This window comes from uncultured Campylobacter sp. (assembly GCF_938045625.1).
Classification (GTDB): Bacteria; Campylobacterota; Campylobacteria; order Campylobacterales; family Campylobacteraceae; genus Campylobacter_A.
The window spans coordinates 34889-58411 of the sequence record NZ_CALIAV010000041.1 but is presented as its reverse complement, the minus strand read 5'-3'; the positions used below and the strand labels follow the sequence as shown (position 1 = coordinate 58411).

The window sequence follows — 23523 nt, the reverse complement described above, 5'->3', positions numbered from 1 at the left end:
CTCTTTTGCTTCGGCTTTGCCTCGCAACTGCAAAGCAGAGCGTAATTCAAGCCCCTTCCCCCTTAACAAAGAAGTAAAATGTAAATTTGACAACTAAATTTTAGCATCTTAAAGATACGGGTCTAGGCGACTCAAATTTAACCCGAAATCCCGTCAAATTTCCGCTCAAATTTTTGATAACGATTATTTTCTAATTATCAAATTATTTATATTCGAGGAGTAATATTTCAGTTATTAAATAATTTTAAAGGAGAAAAAATGGTTAAGTTGCAAGAAAAATACGGCCTTTTTATAAACGGCGAATTCGTCCCCGCAAGCAGCGGCAAGACGCTAGATACCTTTGATCCGGCCACCGGCAAAAAGCTAGCCGCGATCGCGGACGCGAGCAAAGAGGACGTGGACGCCGCGGTCAAGGCCGCTCGAGAAGCGTTTAAGACGTTTCGCCATAGCACGGTGAGCGAGCGAAGTAGAATTTTGCTCAAAATCGCCGATATAATCGACGCAAACAAAGACTTTTTAGCCGCGGTCGAGACGATGGATAACGGCAAGCCTATCCGCGAGACGCTAAACGTGGACGTGCCGTACGCGGCGGAGCATTTTAGGTATTTTGCCGGCGTGATCCAGGGCGAAGAGGGTAGCGCAAACGTGCTCGAGGAAAAGCACCTCTCGCTCATCCTGCGCGAGCCTATCGGCGTCGTAGCGCAGATCGTGCCGTGGAATTTCCCGTTTTTGATGGCGGCGTGGAAGCTAGCTCCGGTCATCGCCGCGGGCGACACGAGCGTGCTAAAACCGTCGTCTGAGACGAGCCTGAGCGTGCTAGAGCTAATGCGCCTCATCAAAGACGTGCTGCCAAAAGGCGTCGTAAACGTAATCACGGGCAAAGGCAGCGGTGCCGGAGCGTTTTTGCAAAAGCATAGCGGCATCGACAAGATCGCATTTACCGGCTCGACCGAGATCGGACGCGAGATCGCTATCTCTGCGGCTGAAAAAATCATCCCGGCAACGCTCGAGCTAGGCGGCAAATCAGCCAACATCATCTACGCCGACGCGGACTTTGATCTAGCTTTAGACGGCGTTCAGATGGGCATTTTGTTTAACCAAGGGCAAGTTTGCTGCGCGGGCAGTAGGATATTTGTCGAGGAGAAAATTTACGACAAATTTATCGCCGCGGCAGTGGAGAAATTTAAAAATCTAAAAGTCGGCGATCCTCTGGATCCAAAGACGCAGATGGGCTCTCAGATCAACGCCAAACAAGCAGCCAAGATCGTCGAGTACATCAATATCGGCGTCAAAGAAGGTGCCAAAATCGCCGTCGGAGGCAAACTAGCGGCTGCGGGCGATAGCTTCGTCGAGCCAACACTGCTAGTGGACGTGAGCAACGATATGCGCGTGGCGAGAGAGGAGATTTTCGGCCCGGTGGGCGTCGTGATCAAATTTAAAAACGAGGACGAGCTGATAAAGATGGTAAACGACAGCGAATACGGCCTAGGCGGCGGCGTCTTCACGCAGGACATCACTCGCGCCATCCGCACCGCTCGCGCGATGGAAACCGGCCGCGTGTGGATAAACTGCTACAACCAAATCCCGGCGGGCAGCCCGTTTGGCGGCTACAAGAGCTCGGGCATCGGTCGCGAAACGCACAAAATCATCCTCGAGCACTACACTCAGATGAAAAATATCATGGTAAATTTGACGGGCAAGGTTAGTTCGTTTTATTAAAATTTGCTAGCATAAATTTGGGTCGGGCGGTTTGTTCGGCCCTTTTTTGGATTTGACAAAATTCTTATAAATTCGCACAAATTTAAAACTGATTTTTATCTACTTTTGTTTTAAATTTAATATCAAGCCGGTGATTTTACATTAAACAAAATCACTCCCTGGACTGCAAATTTAGTCAAATTTGGTTTTATGCATTTTGATCGTTAAATTTAGAAGTCGAACTCTCGCGACTCATTACGAATTTCTCCGCAAATTTGCCGAAAAAATGATACCCCGAACCAGCCTGCGCGATCACATCCAAAAGCTCGTCCGCATGCGTAGTGTAGACGCCGCCCACACGACTCACGCCCCTATCAAAAAGCGCTTTAGGCGACATCGAAACCGTCGGTCCGACGACGATGACTTCGGCCCCGCTCTTTTTTAAGCTCAAGATCTCCTCCAGCATGTCGTTTAATAGCGTGACGCCGGTTATTATGAGATTATCGGCCGCTCTGACCGCGTCCGCGGCGCATTCTTGCGGGATAAAATACTTTAGCTCATCGCCTTTTAGAGCGCTCTTATCAAGCTCCAAAATGCGAAAATCCAGGCCGTTTTTTATCATAAATTTGATGTAAGGCACCAGTGCACCCACAATCACGCTAAACGAGCTGCCCTTGATAGCTAACTCGTCAAAAGGATCGGCCTTAAATTTGGTCGCATACGGACTACCAGAGCGCTCATAACACGTCTGCGAAAGCGCGTTTAGGGCGGCTACGGCGATGGTTTTTTTGATAGGGCTATCGCTAGTTATGTCTTTTAAAAGAGTTTTTACGTTTTTACCGCAGATGTTACCGGATTTTGGCATTATCGCGGCTTGCGACGGACAGTAAACGGCCTGCGGAAATGATTTTAGCGGAGTGTAGCTCACGCCGCAAACGCCGTTACTTAGCTTTACGCCCGTAAAAAACAGCCCGACCACAACGCGCTGCACGTTTAAATTTTTTATTTCGTCGCCTAAATTTTCATAAATTTGGCTTAGGGTGTCGTTTAAAATTTGACCCACGGCAATCTCCTTTCGGCTATGCAAGTAGTTAAATTTTATGAAAATTTTACAGCAAAATATTTTAAATTATATTAATCTATGTCAGATTTTATCTAAAGTAGGTAGCATACTGTAAAATTTATCCAAATTTAGTACTAAAAATTTAAAAGTAGATCAAATCAACATATGATAAAACAGATTGTATTGTGGAGATGGGTTACCCAAAGCGGTGCAAAGAATTTTAAAAAGGACTCAAATGTCAATCAGTCTAAGCGAATACAAAAAGACGAAAGTTCCAAATATATACGTGAGTAAAAATCATACGAATAAATTTTTATTCAGAAAAAGAAGTAGTGACGGAAAGCGAGCTACCAAAGTAATTGAAATAGCCGTAAGAGAAAAATGGACCGGGCGAGAATATTTACAAGAAGCTATGGTGGTTTTTGCCGAATGGGTAAAAAGCAAAGATATGGCGGTATCTGCCGTTTCTAGGATCCAGCCAAATATTAAAGTTAAGCAGCTTTGGGATTTATATATGGAAACTAGAGCCAAAACCAAAGCTACGACAGGGCTAGCGGCGATGTTTAACAATCATATCAAAAACAACCCGCTAGGCTCGCTAGCAATAGAAAAGGTAACGCTTGATCATATTCAAATTTTTTATAATTCTATGCGAAGCAAAGGGTTATCGCCAAAAACATACAATAAAACGATAAAGGAAATTTTGCGCCCTATGTTTAAGTATGCGCTTATTCATAGGGCTCTAGCTTTTGAACCGACGTTTGGTTTAAAGCTAGACAAGATTGAGAAAAAATCAAAAGTCATCAACTGTTCGGATAAACTTAGAAATTTGTTTTCCGCCATTAATGAACTTTACGCCGACGACGTTTTTTACTGGATGCTTTTTGTCCTGATTTTTACCGGCAGGCGAAAGTCCGAAATTTTAAACTTAAAATGGAAAAACATAAATTTTAGCAACAACACTATGCTTTTAGAGAGGACAAAAAACTCTAACGACTATATCGTAGCCATCCCAAATTTTATAGCATCCAAGCTACAAGAGATACCGAGGGTAGCCGAGCTAGTGTTTGCCAGCCCCGTAAGCGGCGAGACGATAGTTAATCTAGACAGACAAGTTAAAAAAATCAGAGAACTTTCGGGTGTTGAAAATTTTCACCTGCATACGGCGCGAGATATAGTAGTAGGCGCTCTTGCAGAAGCTAGCGCGGATATCCATACGATGTCGGGCACCTTGCTACACGAAGAACTAGCGACCCTGCAACACTATCTTGGCGTCGATACTTACAAAGCGACCCAGAAAAGCTCGCAAGTGATAGAAAATTTAGTAGCTCCTAAAAGATTGGGGTATAAATGATGCTTAGAGCAAAATACTGGCAAAGCAAAACGAGAGGTTAAATATATAAAATATGTTATAATGAAACAATATAATTGTAAAGAATAAAAAATTGGATAAATTTAACAAACCAAAGTTATCTGTTGCCCAGCAAGTCGTCCACCTGGAAACCAAAGGGGTAAAATTTAATATATGCGACAAAGAATCGGCTATCGATTTTTTAACCAACAATAGTTACCTATTTAAAATAAAAGCTTATGCTAAAAATTATACCAAGCGAGACGATGATACGTATATAAATTTAGAATTTGCCTATTTAAAGGAGCTATCTACTATAGATATGCATCTTCGCAGATTTATCCTAACTCTTACCTTAAACATAGAACACCTTTTAAAAACCAAGCTATTAAGGGACTTTAATGAAGACGAGTGCGACGGGTACGCAATAATAGATAATTATCTTAATGCCAATCCCAAACAGAAAAACTATTTTTTAAATTATAGCAAACACGATTTTACAGCCAAAGACAATATTGTTAATAAATATAGAGCCGATCTATCGATATGGAATTTAGTCGAGATATTGGAGTTTAAAAACTTTACAAATTTTTGCGATTTTTATTATAAAAAATTTCCAAATCAAGAATACATAAAAATAAAAAACATGCTAACATCAGTGCAGTTTATTAGAAATGCAGCGGCGCACAATAACTGCTTGATAAACAACCTAAACCCTATCGACAAATTTAGACCGACTTATCAGATTATGGATTTTTTAAATTTACATCTAAGATCATCGAAAAAAAGCGTTGAAAATAAAATGAAAAATCCATTTATAAATAACTTTTTATGTTCTTTTTTGATATTTAATATACTTTGCAAAACCAAACCCATGAAAAAAGCTACAGTACTAGAGCTAATGAGCCTGCTTAAAAGAGCTAGAAAACATAAAGGATTTTATGAATCCAACAATAAACTAACTAGCATCTATGCCTTCTTGGTAAAATCTTCGGCAATCATAAAAAGAAATTTTATGCGCTTTTAAGAAAATATATTGTAGCATTCATACACTTGTACGCGCCTTACGGCGTAGGTCTTAGGCTACTTCGGTAGCCTTCGCACCTGAACAATATTTTACCAAATATATATAATACTACAATTTCTTTATTATGCAATACACATTAAAATAGTAACCATTACTAATCTTAATATTGTAGGATGGTTGTATTTTTATCTTTTGCAAGAACGGGAAGTAGATTTTACATATCTAAAGCGGGATAGTTTTTTTACTTTTATTAGCCCAATGAGATATTTAGCTGCTTTAGTCCCAATGCTTTTGCGTATTTGATTATCGTCTGAAATTTAAAATCTCCGCTTGCGCTTTCTAGTCTAGCTAGATTGGACTGTTTCATGCCCATCCTCTCCGCTAGCTGCGACTGCGTCAGTCCGCTTTTTATTCTAGCTTTTATCAACTCGCTTTTTAGTTCGTATTCGGGCATCAGTGCTTCGTATTCGGCTCTAAATTCATCGTTTTTCATCATTTCATTAAATACATCATCGAATTTTACTTCAGGCATTTTTTAACTCCTTCAATCTATTTCTGGCGATATCTAGTTCTTTCTGAGGTATTTTATCGCTTTTCTTTACAAACACGTGCAATATATAAATGCGCCTACCCATCATATAACAAAATATACCTCTGCCTATACCTTCCGCACCCTTAGCCCTTATCTCAAAAAGCCCGTCGCCTAAGCTTTTAGTTTGCGGCTCACCGACTTGATTACCGTAAAGACGTAAGAGCTTAAATATATGGGTCATGTTAGCGGAAATTTTAGGAGGCAGGGCTTTAAAATCTTCAGCTACTCGATCGTCCAAAAATATAATTTCCCACAAACTTTATCCTTTGGGCTTATTATATCATAAAAGATATAAAACTTTTTTGTAAATTTGTCTAAGCACCCGACCGCTCCTCTAGTACCACAAAACAAAAAACAGTAAATTATCTTTTGGCGAACCGGCTTTTTGCTGGACTTAAGGCTTGTAACATGCTAGGATGGATACAAAATTTTGTAAAAGGGAAAAAATGCAAATAAATCCTTGTCAAAAAAAATTTATAACGCCCGTGGAATTTGAAGCTCTCTTTAGTGTCGGTACTGATGCCCAATCGATTTGGAGATCTAAAGGTATATTACCATACATAAAGCTAGGCGGCAGAAAAGTTCTATACGATAGAGAAAAGATAGAAAAATGGATAGCCAAACACGAAGTGGCTGGAGATCAAGTGCAGTATATTTTAGATATTGAACCTATTTGATATGTAAATGAGTAAATAATACTCTTTATAAGAAATTTGATATTAAAAATACAACCGCAGTATCCTTGGATAAGTCTAAGAAGTAGGCTATCCATATCTCGCCAAAGCAACTGAGCAAAATCTGCCTTTTGATTCCAGTTAAGGCCTAGAGCACTAAAGAGAATAAGGCTGATTGTCTCCCATAAGACTACATGCTCATCTCCCAGGCATTATCTGGGCTTTCCAACAATTCTTCATCCACATCCAGGGTCGCTTCCTCTACACTTTTAATATTTTGCCTATTGGTCGCTATTCTTGACACTTTCCTTTCAAAGATTCGTATTTTTTTGATAGTTCTTTGAATTCCTCTTGCAAGCTTATTAATTTCTTTTTTAAAAACTCCAAATATTTCTCGTATTTTTCTCTTTGCGCTCGTGACGATTCGCATATTTTGTTCTCGCAATCGTTCATCAAACACTGCATGCGATCTATCAAATTCGTCTTGTCTTGTTGTAAATTCGCTATCTTTTTCTCGTATTTTTCGATCAAGGCCTTCTTCTGCGATTCGTATTCGCTCCTTTCGCTCTTGATCATCTGCGTCAAGCTCTCGTTTTCTTCGAGCAATGCTTCTTCTAATGTCGTCATCTTCTACTCCATTCTCATAGGTATATAGTATTTGTCGTCGCGCTTGATTATCTCCTTGCTCCGAGGGACCGATATATAGTACTGCATCCTTCCGTCCGCTTCTGGCTCCGAATGCCTCCAAACTTGCGGTATCGTCCAAACTCTCATTGATTCCATCTCTTTTTTTTGTTCGTCTAAAAGCACTTGCAGCTCCTTGATCGCATCCGATCTCGTTTTCTTGATTTGCGGCTCCAGTGCATAAGAGCGCATCTGATATCCCGCCGCTATTCCTATTATCAGCGCTATCGTAGCCGTGAGCGCTGATATCCATCTTTTGCTCTTGCTTTGGATCGATATTATCTCTTGGAGGCGAGGCTCTAAATTTCCGCTTATTGAATCTATCTCGCTTTTCAACAAGCTCTTCAAGCTTTCGCCTATTTCTTTCGCGCTCTGCTTGTGTATCTCTATTATGGAACTCTCGAATTCTTCTGCTTGAGCTTTGGCCGAGTTCTCCAAGTCCTTGAGTGCCTGTGAAATTTGCATCGTATATCCCTCCTTTTAAACGATTTTTTGTTTTTTGATTAGGCAACATTACGGTTATACTTTTCTTTGTCGATCTAGTTACTTCTATGCCGCTTTGGTTAAGAAGCTCAATCATATGATCTCTATTTTTGATGTAGCCCTCTTTGACTAGTTCGTGTAGCTTTTTATCTAATTTTTCTAAATTTTGGTAGTGTCCTATGTTTTTCTTGTTACCCGATATAGTTTGCTCTCTTGCGGGATCATCAGGGCTAGAAAGGTTATACTCATCGTTAATCATTCTTTTAATCAAATCAATCCTATGTTGGTCGAATAGAGCCAAGTATGGATTAAACGATTTGCCTGTCGGCATGTCAATCTTTGGGATCAAGAAATTTAACTCGAGTCTTCCATCTTTGTCGGAATGTTCGACCCATAATCTGTTCGTTCTCTCTAGCATATAATCCCCAAGCAGTGCGCGCTCAAAATCTTTTATTATTTTTAGCTTTTGCTCTTCGGTTAAAAAATCATGCTTCTCCTCAAATGACAAAACTCCAAAGCAAGTCTTTTGCCGGAATGAAACCCCCTTTATGATAGCTCGCGTTAAATTCTCGTCGCCCTTTATGACCCTAGCCGTTCCGGCCGCCATTCTTTCGTTTAGTAGATAGTTTATACTTCCAAGACCGCCGCCAGTATATGTAGGAAGGAATTTAACTAGCATAAATAGCCCCCGTCTATCTTTTTTGCGATGAAAATATAACCAAAAAAAGCAAGCCTTACGATAGCTTCCATTACTTTCCCAATGTCTCATAAATTTGACGTAAGACGGCATTGTCATCGGCTATGATTTTTAGACCGACCCTATCTAAACTTTCGTCGCGGTTTAACCTGGCAGCCACTTGGTTTAGGTTGTTTCCTTGTTTAGCCAACTCAGCTAAAAGCTCCCTTTCGATAGGAAGTCTAATTCGCCTGGACAGCATTGAACTTAGGGCAAATTTTGAAAAGGTCATCCCTGTTTCTTTTAGCTTCTTTTCGATAGCCGACCATTCGCCTGGCGTAAGCCTAAGTCTTTTGAATATAGTTTTAGTGATTTTTCTTTTTTTGTGAAAATTCTGATTCATAAATATCTCCGCGTCTTGATAAAATGCATGATATATGTTTAAGGGCGATAGGTCAAGTTAAAACTAGGATCGCAAATAAAAATTCTGAATATTTTGACAGCAATCGCATACAAACGTATTTATACATGTTAAATAGGTACGGGATCAGAAAAGAAACAAACGAGCATTTAGCTACACACTACAAAAATGCTTTAAAAGCCCTATTTTATGTACTATATAGCGCTTTACACTATGAGTTTGGTTAAATTTTACTTAATTTTGGTTTTTCCTTGAATTCCGTTATAAAACGTATAGAAAAACATATTTTTAGTTTATGGTATAAGCAGACAATAACGACAACAGATAACGTTGTTTTTTAAACAAAAAACAAAATAAAGAATTAACCAACAATCACTCCGAGCTCTTACGGAAATATGTCCGTAAGTTTAAATATTTATTAAAAACAGCCTACTTAGTTCAGCTGTTTTCAATAAATACACTCGGAGCAAAAGCGTGGGTCAAGGGAGTGGCAAACTCTCCTTGCGAGCCTCTCGCGGGGCCAAAACGGTAACGTTTTGTGGCCACGTAGAGTATGCTCGCCCTATTAACCCTATTAAGAACAAGCTAACGTAAGAAGACAAGGAATTTTTATAAAAAAGGAACATATAAACCAGCTACTCAAAGATATAAAATTGATATAACTTATCAAGTATTGTAATCAGTAAATTAATCTGGTAACTTAGAAATGACACTAAAACCACACAAATGAAGCTTATAAAGATAATAAATAATATTATAATATTTAATAAATACTTATAGCTACTCCATTTAAAAAGTTTTACTTAAAGTCGCCATTACTATCTATAAAAAACTCCTTCCCCGCCATCTTTATCAAGAACGTGTTTTCATTCATCCTTTGTACTACCTCAAATTCGCCGTAGAGTTTGTTTTTTATGAGAACGTTGTAGTTTGCATCCAAAAGTCCAAATTTACCATCGCTTTTTGACAGCAAGAAGACATTGCCTGATTTGTCTGAAACTTCTTTTATGACTTCTATTTGATTATTGTCTTCGTCAAACACTATAAAATTTCCTTTAGTGTTGATGACAATCCATTGACCGTCTTTCATGACTTCAGTCAAGCCCTTTTTGAAGTCATGAGCATAACCAAACTTACACTCTATAGCCCACTCGCCTTTGGTGTTTATATAACCCCATTGACCATCTTTTAATACCCTAGCCAAGCCTTCACTAAAGCCTCCATTCCACTCAAGTTCACACTCTATAATCTGCTCGCCTTTTGTGTTTATGAATCCGTATTTGCGGTCTTTTCTAACTCCAGCTAAGCCTTCGCTAAAATAATGGGTATCATCAAATTTACACTCTATAACTTGTTCACCTTTGGTGTTTATGTATCCCCATTTGCCGTCTTTTTTAACTCCAGCTAAGCCTGCGCTAAACTCACAAGCCCAATCAAATTTACACTCTATAATCTGCTCGCCTTTGATGTTTACGAATCCGTATTTGCCGTCTTTTCCAACTGCAGCCAAGCCTTCGTTAAAACCCAGATACAAGACACTATCAAATTTACACTCTACTACTTGCTCGCATTTGGTGTTTATGTATCCGTATTTACCGTCTTTTTTAACTTTAGCTAAGCCTGCGCTAAAGCCCTCGGCATCATCAAATTCGCACTCTATAACCTGTTCGCCTTTGGCGTTTATAAATCCCCATTTGCCGTCTTTTTTAACTGCGGCTAAGCCCTCTCTAAAGTCATTTATATAATCAAATTTACACTCTACTACTTGCTCGCCTTTGGTGTTTATAAATCCGTATTTACGATCTTTTTTGACTTTAGCTAGGCCTTCTTTAAAGTCATGAGCCTCATCAAATTTGCACTCTACTACTTGTTCGCCTTTGGTGTTTATAAATCCGTACTTGCCGTCTTGTTCATTTATAAACAATGGTCCGTCTAGCTTATTAGCATTATCTGCCTTATTGGTATCTATCTCTTTAGAGGGAGCATTTATTTTATTTATACTTGTACCTTCGGTGGCTTTTATAGATGCTACCTTTTCGAGTATTTCTTCATCCTTTGTGCCAAATAGCGATTTTAAAAAATCAAACATGCATTATCCTTTTTTATTTAGTGTTTTTACATCGTGATCTCGTAAGCCAAATCAAACGAAGGATTATTTTTATCAAACGGAGACGTTATATCGTTTAGCTCATTGTATTGCTTTAGTCCAAATTCACTCGTGCTTCTATCGTTTACATCCAACCCTGCTCCTACGACTAGCCCAATCTGATTTGTCACCAGATACCTCTCGTGCATCTTTATGCCCCCTTGCTTTTCCTTCCATACATATATGGTTAAAGTGTGTCCGTAGTTAGAGCGTATATGACGGCAAATGCTTCGCCATTTATCTAACCTCTTTTCCCAAGGATTATAATCGCCTATCTGAAATTTACAATGTATTATTATACTTCCTTTAGTTTTATTATTTCTACGCTCGCCGAAGTTTTTAGCAATTATTTCCAAAGTTCTTTTATATCTATAGACATCCGGATAAAAGTAGGGGTCTATTATCGTGAGCTTTTTGGCGTATGATACTACGGCGGAAAAGATTTTTTCTAGCTCTTTTTCCGATTTTAGTCTAGCTATAGATCCGCCATAGCCGTACTTGTCGCCTATATCCATATTTTCTAGATCTTCCAATGCAAAAGTGCGGTCGGTTTTTTTGCAAGAAAAGATAGAATTTATACTTCTAATGCTGTTTATGCTATCGGCGATTTTAAGCCAATCATCTTCGGTTTGCGGCTCTGCTCCGCTTTTGGGCTGAAATTCTATCCTTTCTCTGTCCTTAAGATATTCTATCAGTTTTAGTAGCTGGTCTTTATGTCTAGCGCAAGAAGATATATTTGATAAAACGCATTTAATCCAGTCCCTATTTTCCAAAGATAGGACAAAGCCGCTTCTGCTTATATTTTCCAAAAGAGATTTAAGATTGTAAAAATTACTTACGGACATATTGCTTTCTAAAAACACCTCCGGAGTTAAGAATATCTCTTTTAGCATTTTTACTCGAACCTCTCTTTGTATCCCTCTTCAAAAAAGCCATTAGGCCAGGCATCAAGCAAGGTTCCATCCTCGTCGAGCTCAAGCTCTTTGATGTATGTCTTCTTGCCGTTGTTGTCGACATAAAGCAAACATATATCATCAGGAGTTATGTATAGTTCATCGTTTTTGCTTATTTTACCTTCGCTAGAGTACCTTAACCTTCTCATAATACGAAGCAATATATGCTCACTGTGCGTTTCTATAAAAAAATTATTTTTGTTATTGTTTTTAGACCGTATAAACTCATCCGCCATCTCACACTGAACAGCAGGGTGTAGATGTAGCTCGGGTTGTTCTATAAAGATACTGCTATTATTAAGAGCCATACAACTAGCCAGTATCGGTAAAGACTGGGATATCCCAAGCCCCATATCCCTAGGACTCACAAACACCCCTGTTCTTAAATCCAAAAATTTTAGCTCTTGAATATCCGGCTCTACTAATTCCTTTACATTTTTAGGATTGTCGATTTTATAAAATTTTTCTACTTCTATCTTGTAGGTTGATTTTAGCCTTTTGTCGTCCGATAGCCATACGTTAAGTTTTTCTCTTGAGTCTTTATCAAGTAGAATCTTTTGCCATATCTCTTTACTGGAATGCACCTTGTCGTAGTTTACCGTGTCGCTAAATTTATCAAAGACAAGGTCTTTTCTCTCGGGATAAAATCTAAGCGGAGAGAAATATTGTATCGCTTCCTTGTATCTATAGTTGTTAAGTCCTTGGAATATACAAAGAGCTACATTTCCAAGCAAAGCGCCGATACCTTTACTTTTATCAAATTCGGTTAAGATGTCGTGTATGTTTTTACGTTTTATTTGTTCTTCATTCCACACATACTTACCTTCATCACTTTTACCCAATACAATGCCTTTGTCATCTATAATTGTTTCGCTAACATTCTCATCGTTTTCATTATAATCTGCGATATCTTTTACTGTTTTTACAAAAGGATGCTCTTTATAGGGTTGTATAAGAAAAAACATGCTTGTCGTATCTATTCTTTTAAACGGAGACAAATCATATAAGCATTCGCCTGAATTAAGCATAGGTCGTATTCTTGCGTATTTTTTGGAATTAATCATTATAAATATATCTTGTTTTAAGAAGCCTTGATGCAACCCTGAGTTAACTTTTATTCCAATTTTTTCTATACCATAGTTATTCTCAACTATGCCTCTTAGTTCGTCTATATCTATGTTGGCGTCTATGCTTATGTCTTTATGTTCTCGCATAAATCGTTCCAACCCGCCTTTTTCGCATATAAGCCGAAATAAATATTTTGGATCTAGGTTTTTTGAGCCTTTCTCGTACTGCACTTCAAAGCGTTCAAGGCACTTGGAATACAAAAGATATCTTATAGACTCTTGATCTGTAAATTCATAAGTATAGGTTATTACTCTATCTGTATCGTGTTTATGGATAAAGTTGTCAAGTCCACCTAAGTCTAACTCATCTCCGGCAAAATTTGACCTTTTAAGATTTATATCTCCGCCGCCTAAAAGATATTCTCTATAGAGCATGGCGTGTAAAAAACTTGATTTTCCGGAGCTATTAGGGCCATATACTAAAGTTATCGGCTTATCTGAAAATTTCTACAAATTTTCTCCAAATGCCTTAAAGTTATTAAAACCTACTTCTACCTTTTTGGCCCCTCGCTGTATTTTTTATTTACCGCCATTATACTACAGTTTGTTTTTTGCGTTCTTAAATATTACTAGAATTAAGCGTTATACTTTGCAACGCCTGAGCACTATAGACATAATTACAAAAATAGTATTCAGGCAACCTGTCAAAGCAAAACCTCTAATGGTAAAATGGGCCAATATAGGATACTCTAGAATATTAAATAAATCAGAGAGAAATAAATTTGAAAAATAAAAAATAAGAAGTTTGGGTTACCTTTTGAAAGCTTAAGTCTTGAAGCATCGTATTTTAGGGAATTTTGGATGGTGCGGATGAAAGGACTTGAACCTTCACGCCGTGGGGCACCAGATCCTAAGTCTGGCGTGTCTGCCAATTTCACCACATCCGCACAACAATAATAAAGTGGTACGCCCATCAGGATTCGAACCTGAGGCCTACGGCTTAGAAGGCCGTTGCTCTATCCAGCTGAGCTATGAGCGCATAAAACAAAGTGGCGCGCCCGATAGGAGTCGAACCCATAACCTACAGATCCGAAGTCTGTCGCTCTATCCAATTGAGCTACGAGCGCCCAAGTGGGGTGAGTGATGGGAATCGAACCCACGACCCTCAGGACCACAATCTGATGCTCTAACCGACTGAGCTACACTCACCATCTAACAAATGGTCGGGGTGAAAGGATTCGAACCTTCGGCCCTCTGGTCCCAAACCAGATGCGCTAACCAGCCTGCGCTACACCCCGAGGCATTGCGAGTTTAGCCTACTTATTGAAAAGGCGCATTGTAGCCAAAAAAAAACGCTATGTCAAGAAAAATAAGCTTAAATTTGAAAATTTGCGAAAATTTTTACTTCAAGCCGCACAAATTCGGCCAAGAACAAATTTTGTATAAAAGAAAAAAGTTAACCCGATCAGCCAAACGTTAAAAAACATCGCCTTAAAAATATCTTGCAACTCGCCGCCAAAAACATCTGCCACGAGCGAATAGAGCGCTATTTGTAGCGCTATCTGGCGAGTAAAATTTAAAACAAAAATCGCCGCGGGCCTTTTTACGCCTTGAAGCGTCGAGCCGGAGAGATTTATGAGCGCGTAGCCTATAAACGCTAGCGAATTTACCGCAAAATAGCTCCTTGCCGCGTTTACGACTTCGGGCGTTTCGTCAAAAAACGCAACCAAAATCCCGCCGAGCCCCAGGCAAAAAGCCGCCGCAAAAACGCAATAAACCGCTAGAAATTTGACCGCATAGAAGTAACAGCCGCGCACTCTGGCGTATTCGCGCGCGCCGAAGTTTTGCGACACAATACCCAGCACCGCCGACGCGATGCCAGTCGTGGGCAGCATGACGATCTGCTCGATGCGAAGAGCTAGGCCATAGCCTGCGACCGCGTGCGTGCCGTAGCGGCTGATAAAATGCATAAGCACGAGCCCGCCAAGCGACATCGATAGGTAGTTTAGGCACGCGGGCAAGGCTTGGGCTAAAATTTTGCGGTAGATGGCGAGTTCGGGTGCAAATGAGCGTAAATTTAAAAAATTTATCATGCCGGTTTTTGCGACCTTAATGCCTAAAAATAGCGAGCCCAAAAGCTGCACCGAAGCCGTCGCTAAGGCTATCCCGCCGATACCAAGCCCGCAAACATCCACGTAAAAAAAGCAAAAGCCCAAATTTATAAAAAGTCCCGCAAAAAGCCAGTTTCGCAGGCTCTTCGTGTCGCCTGTAGCCACCAGCACGCCGTTTAGGGATTTTATGAGCAAGAAAAACGGCGAAGCAAGAAATATCACGCGGTTATACGCCATGGCTTCGCGCAAAAACTCATCGTTCGCGCCTAAAATTTTAAGCAAATGCGGCGTAAAAATAAAGCCCGAAAGCCCCATAAAAAACGCGCAAAGAAGCACGAAAAACACGCCCTTTGCGGCGTAAATTTTAGCCAGACGATCCTTGCCGCCGCCAAGTGCGTTGCCCGCAAGCGCCGTTAGCGCCGAACCAAAGCCAAGCCCCATGCCCACGACGCTAATATAGAGCAAAAAACTCATCGAAAAGCCCGCCAACGCCTGCGTCGATATGCGCGCGGCAAAAAACACGCCCGTCACGTTATAAAGCGTATTAAAACTCATCGCGACGCCCGCGGGAGCGGCTAGGCGCAGTACGAGCTTGTTTACTGGCTCTTTAGTGAGATTCACTTGATTTTGAGCTCCAAAAGCGCGTCTTTTACATCTTTTGGCACGCGGTAGCTGTCGCGGATCTTTGAGATCGTTTTGTTGTGGGTAAATTTACTCAGTCGCCCGCTCTCTAGCAGCTGCTGCCCCGCGCCGTCAAATTTGATAAAAACCTCGGCTAAACACCAAGCAGCGGCCATTTGCACGTAGTAGTGCTCGTCCTTTTCCTCGGCGCAAATTTCAAAAAACCGCTCAAGCGGAAGCGCCCCAAAATTGCGCATAAAATAAACGTAAAAAAATCGCTTTTCGTATTCTAAATTTGAGCCTAGAGCCTGCTTTAGCAGCGCATCTACGTAGCGCGCCTCGGTAAATTTAGGCTCAAAGCCGTCCGTCACAGCCCAGTTTGGCATCGTTTTGACAAACTCGCTAGCTAGCTTAAATTTAGCTTCGTCGTCCTTAACGAGCATTATCAAAAAGCCCTTTAGCATAAACTCCTCGTGAAAAAACGGCTCATAAGCTGCGATCTGTTCTAAATTTAACCGAGCGAAATTTTGCTTTGCCAAGCGTCTTAGCTCGGGAGTTTTTACGCCTAAAATTTCGGGGCTTTTGATGAGTTTTTGCGAAAATGCCGCCAGCTTTTCGCTCTTAAGCCCCTCTAAAATCTCTAAAAATTCGCCTTTTACGTCCACGCTAGCTCCTTTGCTCTTTAAATTTACCGCTCAAATTCGTCATGCTTAAATTTGACGCGTCAAAAAGCCGCAGTGTCAAATTTGCCGCCCTGCGCACCCAAAAGCAAATTTAAAGGCTCAAATTTTACTTTTGAGCCTCTTGCACGCGCTTTGCCGACTTTTTGCGAGCGTAGATGTTGATGAGCTCCACGCCCAGTGAAAACGCCATCGCAAAGTAAACGTAGCCCTTAGGCACGTGCATACCAAGCCCCTCTCCCACAAGCGTAAAACCGATCAGGATCAAGAACGCAAGCGCGAGAATTTTGATCGTCGGGTTGCTGTCGACGAAATTTGAGATGCTCTTAGACGCAAACATCATCACGCCCACCGCGATGATGACGGCCAGGATCATGATCTCGATGTAATTTGCCATGCCCACTGCGGTGATGACGCTATCGAGCGAAAAGACGATGTCAAGCACGGCAATCTCTGCGATAACGACCCAGAAATTCGCATGCCCTTTGCTCGCCGAGTGCTCCTCGTGCTCGCCGCTGACGCTTGAGTGGATCTCGAGCGTGGACTTGCCGATGAGGAAAAGTCCACCCAAAATCAGCACCAAATCGCGCCCCGTGATCGTAAAGTCAAACACGCTAAATAGCGGCTTGGTAAGCTTCATAATCCAAAATAGCGAAAGCAGCAGCGCAATCCTCGTTAGCATCGCAAGCGAAAGCCCTAAAATGCGGCCTTTGTCGCGCTGTTCAGGCGGGAGCTTGCCGACTAGGATCGCGATAAATATGATGTTATCGATACCAAGCACGATCTCAAGCCCAGTTAGCGTCACGAGCGACAGCCACGCCTCGGGCGAAAAAATCCAATCGAACATTTTTTTCCTTTTTTATAAATTAGGGCGCGATTATAGCCAAAACGGGTTTAAATTTGATTAAGCGAGCGGGCGTGGGCATTTGGTGATCAAATTTTGCGATTAAATTTGGCTGGCTTTTGTTTATTTGGCGGAGATTAAAATTTGACGCAATGAAATTTGATTTTGCAAAATACACAACAAACGGCTCTGCGGATAAATTTTTAGAAAAACTGAATTTAAGAAAAACTATCTTAGATAAAGGGCGTTTAAGCGATAAGCGGATAAAATTAAAATCTTTTGTGAAATTTAAAATGAAGTGGTGACCCCTACGAGACTCGAACTCGTGTTACCGCCGTGAAAGGGCGATGTCCTAACCGCTAGACGAAGGGGCCACAAATTAGCGGAAATGGGATTTTACATTAAAGATAATAAAAAATAGCTTAAACCAAGGATAAAAAATCATGAAAAAATTTACAAACTTCGCTTTAGCTGCGCTCGCTTGCCTTGCATTTAGCGGTTGCACCGCGCTACAAAGCCAAAAATCATCAGACAAATTTACCGTCACCATCCTCACTCCGCCGCTAAAAATCAACGACGTGGGCTTCCTGCATAAAACCGCAAACCAGCTAAATTTGCAAATTTACAGCTCGGGCGTAAATACGGTAAATCTCAAAATAAACGACAAAATTTGCATAAACGGCGCATGTTTTGAGAAAAAAGAATTTAACAAAAAGTTCTTTTTGGAGGAGAGATACGACGACTTTTTCGCGGAAATTTTGGAGCGCAAGCCGCTGTATGACGGCATAAATGTAATGACAAATTCGTGCGGTTTTATACAAGATATAAGTAAATATTCAATAAAATACGAAGTTTGCGGTAAAAATACCAGTTTTTTCGACGCTAAAAACCGCATAAAAATCATCATAAAAGAGCTTCAATGAAATTTATCGGCGCGCACGTCAGCATCGCGGGCGGCGTAGAAAACGCTCCGCTAAATGCGGCAAATATCGGCGCGAACGCCTTTGCGATGTTCGTCAAAAATCAGCGCCAATGGGAGGCCAAGCCGCTAACCCCAGAAAATATCTCCAAATTTAAGCAAAATTTAAAAGCAGCCGGCATCGAGCCCAGGCACGTTTTGCCGCACAACGGCTACCTTATAAATTTAGGCCACCCAAACGACGAGCAGCGTCAAAAGTCCATTAACGCCTTTTTGGACGAAATTTACCGCGTAGAGGCGCTCGGTCTAGTGATGATAAATTTTCATCCGGGCTCGTATCTAAACGAAATTTCGCCAGAAATTTGCCTCGAAAATATCGCAAATTCCGTAAATTTCCTACTCGAAAACAGCCAAAACGTAAAGCTAGTCATAGAAAATACCGCGGGTCAGGGCTCAAATTTGGGCTTTAAATTTGAACACCTAGCCTTTATCGTCAAAAGCTGTATCGATAAAAGCAGGATCGGCGTGTGTCTGGATACCTGCCATACGTTTGCCGCGGGATACGACATCAGAGATAACTACCGGCGCGTGATGAGCGAATTTGACGAGATAGTCGGACGCGATATGCTGTGTGGCATGCATCTAAACGATACGAAATTTGACCTAGCCAGCAAAAAGGACCGCCACGAGAGCCTAGGAAAGGGCTTTTTGGGCTTAAAAACATTTGAAAGTATCATAAACGACCCCCGCACGGACGATATCCCGCTAGTTTTAGAGACTATCGACGAGAGCATCTGGGCGGATGAGATAAAAATTTTAAGAAACTTTAAAGGAGCATAAATGAGAAAATATATCGGCGTGTGCCTCGCGGCTTGCTGCTGTCTAAATGCGGCGGGCTTTAAAATCCCGGAGCAAAGCGGCGATAGCATCGCGCTTTTAAACTCAAACGTCGCGACGAGCTTCGGTCCCGACGCAGCCTATAACAACCCAGCAAATATGATATTTTTGGACGGCGGACACTACCTTGAGAGCTCGCTAACCTACCTGCGCATGTCAAAGACGAAGTACAGGCACTATAACGGCGACAAACTCACCTCCAAAAGAGCGAACGCGCTCGTACCTACGTTTCACTTCGTGACGCCGCATTTTGGCGACTGGCGCTTTGGCCTATCAGTCGTCGTGCCTGCGGGAATGTCGATGAGATGGGACGAAAATCTACCTAAAGCCACCTCTAAAAAATTCGACCTAAAAGTGATCGAGGTAAATCCTAGCGTCGCCTACGCGCTAACCGATAATATCGCGTTAGGTTTTGGCCTGCGCGCCGTTTACGCTAGAGGAGAGGCTGTACAAGAAGTTACGCCGCCTTATGTCCCAGCAAGAGCAACTCAAGACATTAAGGGCGACCGCGTAAATTTCGGCTATAACACCGCAATCACCTATAAACCTACTTCAAATTTGAGCCTAGCGGCCACCTACCGCTCAAAAGTAAATATGAATCTAAAAGGCGACACGGGCATCAGCGCGCCGGCACACCCGATGGGGCTATTTCCTAACGGCTCATATAGCGGCAGCGCAAAGCTATCCGTACCGCTACCGGCTAGCTTAAATTTAGCCCTATCGTACAAAATCGCAAACACCACGCTGCTATTTGACTTTGAGCGAACCTACTGGTCTGCGTGGAAAGAGCTTGACTTCAACTACCCTGGCGCCTCGGCCGCACACTACCGCAACCCGTTTTTTGCGGCATTTGATGCGTCCAAAAAACGCGACTGGAAGGACAGCAACGCCTACCGCATCGGCGTAGCGCACGACGCTACGGATAAACTCCGCCTAATGGGTGCAGTTACGTTTGACGAAGCAGCTTCTAGGGCCGATACTACGGGCTTTGACCTGCCAGATACCAAAGCCGTCATCTACGCAGCGGGCTTTAACTACAAATTTACAGACGCCTTGGAGCTAGGAGCTAGCTACTTCTACCAAGACAGAAAAGCGCGCGACGTAAACTACTACTCAAACGCGTCGGGACTTTATCCAAACGGCAAATTTGAACGCGGCAACGCTCAGGCGATAAATTTGAACATAAAATATAAATTTTAAGGCGCGGCTATGAACTACCCTTACGAAAATTTCGAGGATATGCTAAACGCCGCAGTAGGTAAAAACGGCGGCGGCATCGCGATCTATACAGAAACTAGCAAGATTAGCTACAATCAGCTACGCGCAAACGCATTTACGCTGGCTGCGTTTTTGCAAGGTATGGGCATAAAAAAGGGCGACCGCGTCGCGATGATCGTAAACAACTCGCCCGAGTTTATCGCTAGCTACTTTGCCATCACGCTACTAGGCGCCGTGGCCGTGCCGATAAATACCTTTTTAAAATACGAAGAATTCGAATACATCATAAACGACTGCGGGGCGAAATTTCTCTTTGCTTCGGCCGAGCTAGCCAAAGAGATACGCGGACTAGAGAGCAAAACCGCAATCAAAAAGATCGTCTGGATCGGCGATAGGGCTGAATTTGACGGAAACAATATCGCCTACGCGCACGCGCTAAACTGCCGTATAGAGCTAAATTTGACCGACCGACCAAAGCTTAATGACCTAGCCCACATCATCTACACCTCAGGCACCACGGGCAAGCCAAAGGGCGCGATGATCAGCTACCGCAACCTCATCTCAAACGTCCAGGGCGCGCAAGAGGTCTTTCACGTACGCACGAAGGATAGATTTGCCGTGTTTTTGCCGATGTTTCACAGCTTTACTCTCACGGCGATGGTGCTGCTACCGATATTTTCGGCGTGTTCGCTTATTTTAGTAAAGTCCATTTTCCCGTTTTCAAACGTCCTAAAACAAGTCCTGCTCAAGCGTGCGACCGTATTTTTAGGCGTGCCGGCGATCTATACAGCTATCGGAAAAGCAAAAATCCCGTGGTATTTTCGCTGGTTTAACTGCATTAGGATTTTCATCAGCGGCGGAGCGCCTTTGGCCGAGCAGACTATCGCGGATTTTCGCGTTAAATTTCCGCGCGCGGTACTGATAGAGGGCTACGGCCTTAGCGAATGCTCGCCTATCGTCTCGGCAAACACGCTACAAAAACAAAAAATCTCAAGCGTCGGCTTGCCGCTGCCGGGCTACAAAGTAAAATGTATAAACGACGAGATGATCGAGCTACCCGCAGGCGAAGTCGGCGAGCTAATCGTAAAAGGCGACTGCGTGATGCAAGGCTACCTAAATATGCCAGACGCCACCGACGAGACGATCGTAAACGGCTGGCTGCGTACGGGCGATCTCGTTAAGATCGACGAAGAAGGCTATATCTTTATCGTCGACCGCAAAAAAGACCTCATCATCTCAAAGGGCATCAACATCTACCCGCGCGAGATCGAGGAGGTGCTGTTTAAACTGCCCCAAGTCGAAGCCGCCGCGGTTATCGGAGTCAGAGACGAACACGCGGACGAGGAGGTTACGGCGTTTATCCAGTTTAAAGAAAATATGAGCTTGGATGAAAAAGATATCCGCGCGCACCTCAAAAAGCACTTGGCGAATTTTAAAATTCCAAAGACGATTTATTTTAAAGACGAACTGCCTAAAAACGCGACGGGCAAGGTGTTAAAGCGCGTTTTAAAAGAGCAGATAAAGGATGAAATTTAGTGCGGTTTTTGATAGAGTTTATCGGCGGCGAGCAAAATTCTAAAATTTCCTCGCTCATAAAATGCAGCCAAAACGAGGCGAAAATTTTACGCCACCTGAGCAAAAACTACGTCGAAGGCACTCCGCAAAGTAGCGTTTACGACGTGCTTTGCGTGGTTTTTGGTAGCGAGGAGTATAAATTTTTAGCAGGCCTTGCGGATGTAAAAAACCTGCTAGAAAGCGGCTGGATCATGCAGGGCTTTTCTATATTTAAAAACCCTAACGCAGACGGCGCGGGCTCAAATTTACTCGGCCTGCTTCACAGCGAGATCTCGCTCTCGCCGCTTTTTCTTAAAATTTTAGAAGAGGGCGAGTTTGGGCTTACGCTGCCCGCAGTCGCGCCCTACGCCGATCATCTTGATTATCTAAAAGATCAGTTTTTACGCGTGGAGCTTTACGGCAAGCTCTCGTTTTTTAGCAAAAACGTATCAAGCGACGCCAAAAACCGCCTCGAAAAAGACGTGAAAGAGCTAGAAGCCATCATCGAAAAACGGTTAAATTTAAGCAAAATTTCGATCTCCGTCGAGCAAATTTTCAAAGATAACGCGCTAAACGACAAAGAGCAGCTGATTTTCCTCGCGCTTTTAAAGGAAGAGTATGTCGGCGAAACGGACGCAAACCGCGATCTAAACGCGCTTGTGGGGATTTTGAGCGCGGACGAATTTGAACGCATCAAAAACCGCGCTCTACTAGACGAGGGCTCAAAACTAATCGAAAACAGCCTCATCGACTACGACGAGTCGCTAAACGCTTACGGCGGCTTTAGCAGGACATTTTACATAACCGACGAAATTTTACAAAGCGTAATGCACCCAAAAACCGAGAGCAAAAGTAAAAAACTAGCACTAGAAACACTCGTAAAAGAGCAGGAGATATTTGAGCTCATCGAGCCATCGACCGACATAAACGACGTCGTGCTGGATGTCAAAGTAAAGGAGCTACTGGACGCGATCCTAAAACAAGTAGATCGCCGCGTGCTGGCGCGCCTATCTAACTGGGGGATCAAGTCGCGTAAAAACGTGGACGCCAAAATCATCTTTTACGGACCGCCGGGTACGGGCAAAACCATGAGCGCGCTAAGCCTTGCAAAGAGCCTAAAAAAGCAGGTTCTTAGCTTTGATTGCTCTAAAATTTTGAGCAAATACGTCGGCGAAAGCGAGCAAAACGTGCGTAAAATTTTCGATACATACAAAGAAATCTGCGCCAAAAGTAAGAGCGAGCCCGTGCTGCTGCTAAACGAGGCCGATCAGTTTCTAAGCACGCGCGTCGAGGGCGGCAGTGGGGCAGATAAAATGCACAATCAAATGCAAAATATATTTTTGGAGCAAATCGAGCGGTTTGAGGGCGTGCTCATCGCCACGACGAACTTCTTGCAGAGCCTAGATGTCGCGTTTTCTCGCAGGTTTGATTATAAGATCGAGTTTAAAAAGCCCGACCTCGCCGCTCGTCTTGCGATCTGGCGCAAAGTGCTGCCCGAAAATGCGAGCTTTGAGGAAAATTTCGACGTCAAACAGCTGGCTAAATTTGAGCTAAGCGGCGCGCAAATCATGCTCGCTCTCAAAAATACCGCGCTAAAAGTAGCCGTCCGCGAGGATGGGATATTTACGATGGGCGACTTTGAAAGCGAGATCAAACGCGAGATGAGCTCAAATTTCGGTGAGGATAAGAAAGTCGGATTTGACGGGTAAATTTGGCTAAATTTGGAGTGCAGCGGATTAAATTTAGTTAAATTTAGCCTAACGTTTTTGTTAAATTTGACTGCGCTTGCTCTAAAATTGAGTTACACGCTCGGCTTTATCGCGCATTCTTGCAAATTTAAGCGT

At 42.4% G+C, this 23523-nt stretch carries 20 protein-coding genes and 6 tRNA genes; 9 read left to right on the top strand and 17 right to left on the bottom strand.

Features of this window, described 5'->3' with window-relative positions; genetic code table 11:
- The first annotated feature begins 258 nt into the window (after nucleotides 1-258).
- The gene (locus Q0386_RS03830; protein WP_002951991.1) at nucleotides 259-1719 is read left to right on the top strand and encodes an aldehyde dehydrogenase family protein; all 1461 of its coding nucleotides are present in this window, start codon (nucleotides 259-261) and stop codon (nucleotides 1717-1719) included.
- A gap of 187 nt (nucleotides 1720-1906) precedes the next feature.
- On the opposite strand, the gene Q0386_RS03825 is transcribed toward Q0386_RS03830, so the two are convergent.
- On the bottom strand, nucleotides 1907-2761 hold the full coding sequence (locus Q0386_RS03825; protein WP_299027310.1) for a DUF364 domain-containing protein: 855 nt from the start codon (nucleotides 2759-2761) through the stop codon (nucleotides 1907-1909).
- Nucleotides 2762-2996: 235 nt separating this feature from the next.
- Here Q0386_RS03825 and Q0386_RS03820 point away from each other — a divergent pair, with 235 nt between their 5' ends.
- Nucleotides 2997-4115: a tyrosine-type recombinase/integrase gene (locus Q0386_RS03820; RefSeq protein WP_299027307.1), complete on the top strand. Its 1119-nt coding sequence runs from the start codon at nucleotides 2997-2999 to the stop codon at nucleotides 4113-4115.
- 91 nt (nucleotides 4116-4206) lie between these two features.
- Nucleotides 4207-5139 (top strand): Abi family protein, encoded by a 933-nt coding sequence (locus Q0386_RS03815; protein WP_299027304.1) that lies wholly within the window; start codon nucleotides 4207-4209, stop codon nucleotides 5137-5139.
- Nucleotides 5140-5389: 250 nt separating this feature from the next.
- Here Q0386_RS03815 and Q0386_RS03810 read toward each other — a convergent pair whose 3' ends face one another.
- Together Q0386_RS03810 and Q0386_RS03805 are read right to left on the bottom strand one after the other, a co-directional pair.
- Entirely contained in the window at nucleotides 5390-5671 is a 282-nt protein-coding gene (locus Q0386_RS03810; RefSeq protein WP_169766221.1) for a helix-turn-helix transcriptional regulator, read from the bottom strand.
- Nucleotides 5664-5987 (bottom strand): type II toxin-antitoxin system RelE/ParE family toxin, encoded by a 324-nt coding sequence (locus tag Q0386_RS03805; protein ID WP_299027298.1) that lies wholly within the window; start codon nucleotides 5985-5987, stop codon nucleotides 5664-5666. Before Q0386_RS03805 ends, Q0386_RS03810 begins: the two co-directional genes overlap by 8 nt.
- A gap of 160 nt (nucleotides 5988-6147) precedes the next feature.
- On the opposite strand from Q0386_RS03805, the gene Q0386_RS03800 reads away from it, so the two are divergent.
- Nucleotides 6148-6408: a hypothetical protein gene (locus tag Q0386_RS03800; protein ID WP_299027295.1), complete on the top strand. Its 261-nt coding sequence runs from the start codon at nucleotides 6148-6150 to the stop codon at nucleotides 6406-6408.
- A 187-nt stretch (nucleotides 6409-6595) separates the two neighbouring features.
- Here Q0386_RS03800 and Q0386_RS03795 read toward each other — a convergent pair whose 3' ends face one another.
- The 14 genes from Q0386_RS03795 to Q0386_RS03730 form a co-directional block, all read right to left on the bottom strand.
- Nucleotides 6596-8341, bottom strand: a complete 1746-nt coding sequence (locus Q0386_RS03795) for a relaxase/mobilization nuclease domain-containing protein (RefSeq protein WP_299027292.1) — start codon at nucleotides 8339-8341, stop codon at nucleotides 6596-6598.
- Entirely contained in the window at nucleotides 8322-8651 is a 330-nt protein-coding gene (locus tag Q0386_RS03790) for a hypothetical protein (RefSeq protein WP_299027289.1), read from the bottom strand. The genes Q0386_RS03795 and Q0386_RS03790 overlap by 20 nt, the downstream gene beginning before the upstream one ends.
- A gap of 817 nt (nucleotides 8652-9468) precedes the next feature.
- On the bottom strand, nucleotides 9469-10758 hold the full coding sequence (locus tag Q0386_RS03785) for a WG repeat-containing protein (RefSeq protein ID WP_299027286.1): 1290 nt from the start codon (nucleotides 10756-10758) through the stop codon (nucleotides 9469-9471).
- A gap of 26 nt (nucleotides 10759-10784) precedes the next feature.
- Nucleotides 10785-11708, bottom strand: coding sequence for a hypothetical protein (locus Q0386_RS03780; protein WP_299027283.1), 924 nt, complete (start codon nucleotides 11706-11708; stop codon nucleotides 10785-10787).
- Between the two features lie 2 nt (nucleotides 11709-11710).
- Nucleotides 11711-13324, bottom strand: a complete 1614-nt coding sequence (locus Q0386_RS03775; RefSeq protein WP_299027317.1) for a DUF3696 domain-containing protein — start codon at nucleotides 13322-13324, stop codon at nucleotides 11711-11713.
- A gap of 373 nt (nucleotides 13325-13697) precedes the next feature.
- Nucleotides 13698-13782: transfer RNA gene (locus Q0386_RS03770), tRNA-Leu, on the bottom strand.
- Nucleotides 13783-13797: 15 nt separating this feature from the next.
- Nucleotides 13798-13874 (bottom strand) — tRNA-Arg (locus Q0386_RS03765).
- Between the two features lie 11 nt (nucleotides 13875-13885).
- A tRNA-Arg gene (locus Q0386_RS03760) sits at nucleotides 13886-13962 on the bottom strand.
- Nucleotides 13963-13967: 5 nt separating this feature from the next.
- Nucleotides 13968-14044: transfer RNA gene (locus Q0386_RS03755), tRNA-His, on the bottom strand.
- A gap of 11 nt (nucleotides 14045-14055) precedes the next feature.
- A tRNA-Pro gene (locus tag Q0386_RS03750) sits at nucleotides 14056-14133 on the bottom strand.
- A gap of 108 nt (nucleotides 14134-14241) precedes the next feature.
- Nucleotides 14242-15567, bottom strand: a complete 1326-nt coding sequence (locus Q0386_RS03745) for an MATE family efflux transporter (RefSeq protein ID WP_299027280.1) — start codon at nucleotides 15565-15567, stop codon at nucleotides 14242-14244.
- The gene (locus Q0386_RS03740; protein ID WP_299027277.1) at nucleotides 15564-16232 is read right to left on the bottom strand and encodes a DNA alkylation repair protein; all 669 of its coding nucleotides are present in this window, start codon (nucleotides 16230-16232) and stop codon (nucleotides 15564-15566) included. Before Q0386_RS03740 ends, Q0386_RS03745 begins: the two co-directional genes overlap by 4 nt.
- 124 nt (nucleotides 16233-16356) lie before the next feature.
- A complete protein-coding gene (locus Q0386_RS03735; RefSeq protein ID WP_299027274.1) occupies nucleotides 16357-17094 on the bottom strand; it encodes a TerC family protein in 738 nt (245 codons plus the stop codon).
- A 296-nt stretch (nucleotides 17095-17390) separates the two neighbouring features.
- A tRNA-Glu gene (locus Q0386_RS03730) sits at nucleotides 17391-17465 on the bottom strand.
- Nucleotides 17466-17534: 69 nt separating this feature from the next.
- On the opposite strand from Q0386_RS03730, the gene Q0386_RS03725 reads away from it, so the two are divergent.
- Genes Q0386_RS03725 through Q0386_RS03705 form a run of 5 tightly spaced genes read left to right on the top strand, consistent with a single transcriptional unit; the run spans nucleotide 17535 to nucleotide 23388 of the window.
- Nucleotides 17535-18014, top strand: a complete 480-nt coding sequence (locus Q0386_RS03725; protein ID WP_299027272.1) for a hypothetical protein — start codon at nucleotides 17535-17537, stop codon at nucleotides 18012-18014.
- Nucleotides 18011-18850: a deoxyribonuclease IV gene (gene nfo, locus Q0386_RS03720; protein WP_299027269.1), complete on the top strand. Its 840-nt coding sequence runs from the start codon at nucleotides 18011-18013 to the stop codon at nucleotides 18848-18850. Before Q0386_RS03725 ends, nfo begins: the two co-directional genes overlap by 4 nt.
- A complete protein-coding gene (locus tag Q0386_RS03715) occupies nucleotides 18851-20107 on the top strand; it encodes an OmpP1/FadL family transporter (protein ID WP_299027265.1) in 1257 nt (418 codons plus the stop codon). It abuts the gene before it with no gap.
- 9 nt (nucleotides 20108-20116) lie between these two features.
- On the top strand, nucleotides 20117-21661 hold the full coding sequence (locus Q0386_RS03710) for a fatty acid--CoA ligase (RefSeq protein WP_299027262.1): 1545 nt from the start codon (nucleotides 20117-20119) through the stop codon (nucleotides 21659-21661).
- Nucleotides 21661-23388 (top strand): ATP-binding protein, encoded by a 1728-nt coding sequence (locus tag Q0386_RS03705; RefSeq protein ID WP_299027259.1) that lies wholly within the window; start codon nucleotides 21661-21663, stop codon nucleotides 23386-23388. The genes Q0386_RS03710 and Q0386_RS03705 overlap by 1 nt, the downstream gene beginning before the upstream one ends.
- The last annotated feature ends 135 nt before the right edge of the window (nucleotides 23389-23523 follow it).